Raw genomic sequence first — 2203 nt, forward strand, 5'->3', positions numbered from 1 at the left:
AGACGCCGTTGACGGCGGCGTAGTTCGCCCAGTCGGTGACGAAGATCTGGTTGAAGGTGACGTCGGCCATGGTGCCGCCTGCCGCCTCGATCACCGACTTGATGGTGTTGAGCACATGCTCGGTCTGCGCCGCGGCGTCGCCGACATGGACCGGGTTGGCGTCGGCATCGAGGGCGAGCGTGCCCGCGACATAGACCACGCCGTCGGCCATCGCGCCCGGCGAGTAAGGCGCCAGGGTCTTGCCCGAGCCGGGCGGGAAGACGGCTTTCATCGGCATCATTTTTCTCCCTTGGTCAGCAGCATGGGATTGATGTTCGCCTGCAAGGCAGCGCGGAACTCGTCGGTCGACGACACCCAGCCGAAGAACTTCTCGATGTTGTAGAGCGAGGCCTGCTGCATGAAGTCCGGCCCGGCATGGTGCGTGGCGTCGTGCAGCACGACGCTGAAATATTCCAGGAAGAAGCTGTCGCGCAGGGTCGATTCGACGCAGACATTGGTGGCGATGCCGGTGAAGACCAGCGAGCGGATGCCGCGGGCGCGCAACAGGCTGTCGAGGTTGGTGTTGTAGAAGGCGCTGTAGCGCGGCTTGGCGACGACGATGTCGCCGGGCTGCGGCGGCAGGCTGGCGACCAGCTCGTAGTCCCAGCCGCCCTTGGCCAAAAGCTTGCCGTGGAGCTCGGGCCGCTGGCGCATGGTCTTGAGCGCATTCGACTTGTGCCAGTTGGGCGAGCCCGGGCCGCCCGCCTCGACGTAGTCCTTGTCCCAGCCGTTCTGGAAGAAGATCACCGGCATGCCGGCGGCGCGCGCCGCGGCGGCGGCTTCGCCGATCTTCGCGATCGCCGGCGCCGCACCGGAGATATCGAAGCCCGCCAAGTCGAGATAGCCGCCCGGCGAGGCGTAGGCGTTCTGCATGTCGACGATGATCAGCGCCGTCTCGGCGGGGCGGATCATGATCGGCTCGGGGCGGGCCGGCAAGCAGCGCGCCGCCGGATCGTCGGGCGGGAAATAGCTTACTGGCGTGGTCATGCGGCAACCCTCGCAGTCGATGCAACGTGGCGACGGCACTGCATCAGCGGCTGGATGCGCTCGCCGAAGATTTCCGTGCCGCTCACGAACTCGTCGAAGGTGAGCAAGACTCCGGCCAGACCGGGGATGGTCGCGACCTCGTCGAGCAGGCGCGCGCAGGTCGCATGCGAGCCGACGATCAGACCTATGTTCAGATTCACCGCCGACTTGGCGTCGGCCATGTGGCGAACGTTGGTGTCTTTGCCCGATTTGGTGTCGGCGGCGCCCTGCTGGGTGAGCCAGCGCAGCGCCTCGAGATCGGCGCCGTCCTTGTAGAGCTCCCACTTGGCCTCGGCCTCGTCATCGGTCTCGCCGGTGATCACCATGAACAGTCCGTAGTTGCCGATGGTGCGGCCGGTCCTGGCGGCCATGGCCTGCATGCGCTGCACGGTCGGCGCGCAGGCGGTCGGCGTGTTGAAGCCCATGCCGAAACAGAAATTGTAGTCGGCGTACTTGGCGGTGAATTCCATGCCGGCATCGCTCTGGCCGGCGCAGATCAGCTTCATGTCGGCCTGCGGGCGCGGGCTGAGGCGACAGTCGTCCATGGTGAAGAAGCGGCCCTTGAAATTGGATACGCCCGATGCCCACAGCTCGCGCAGGATCTGCACGTACTCGGCGGCGTATGCGTAGCGGTGGGCAAAGTACTCGTCGCCCGGCCACAGGCCCATCTGCGAGTATTCCGGGCGCTGCCAGCCGGTGATGACGTTGAGCCCGAAGCGGCCGTTGGAGATCGAATCGATGGTGGAGCACATGCGCGCCGCGATCGCCGGCGGGATGGCGAGCGTCGGCACCGTGGCATAGAGCTTTATGCGCGACGTCACGGCGGCCAAGCCGGCCATCAGGGTGAACGATTCCAGATTGTGATCCCAGAACTCGCTTTTGCCGCCGAAGCCGCGCAACTTGATCATCGACAGGGCAAAGTCGAAACCGTAGCGCTCGGCGTTGAGCGTCGTCTGCCTGTTGAGCTCGAAGCTCGGCTTGTATTGCGGCGAGGTCGTGGAGACCAGCCAGCCGTTGCTGCCGATGGGAATGAACACGCCGATTTCCATGCGCCAAGATCTCCTGGATTGGCCGATTGCCGATGACGCCGGCAGGATGCCAGACGGCGCTCATCATGTCCCTCCCCCGTCATACGTCG

The 2203-nt window shown here is 65.3% G+C and carries 3 protein-coding genes; all 3 read right to left on the reverse strand.

Annotation, left to right across the window (positions count from 1 at the left end; all coding sequences use genetic code 11):
* A partial coding sequence (locus AB7O82_RS33940) for a RidA family protein (protein WP_428621384.1) occupies window positions 1–277 on the reverse strand: 277 nt, incomplete at its 3' end.
* A complete protein-coding gene (gene rutB, locus AB7O82_RS33945) occupies window positions 277–1026 on the reverse strand; it encodes a pyrimidine utilization protein B (protein WP_428621385.1) in 750 nt (249 codons plus the stop codon). The genes AB7O82_RS33940 and rutB, both read right to left, overlap by 1 nt.
* Window positions 1023–2114 (reverse strand): pyrimidine utilization protein A, encoded by a 1092-nt coding sequence (gene rutA / locus AB7O82_RS33950; protein WP_428621387.1) that lies wholly within the window; start codon window positions 2112–2114, stop codon window positions 1023–1025. Before rutA ends, rutB begins: the two co-directional genes overlap by 4 nt.
* Window positions 2115–2203: the final 89 nt, after the last annotated feature.

Origin of the sequence: Reyranella sp., assembly GCF_050185545.1 — a bacterium.
GTDB lineage: Bacteria > Pseudomonadota > Alphaproteobacteria > Reyranellales > Reyranellaceae > Reyranella.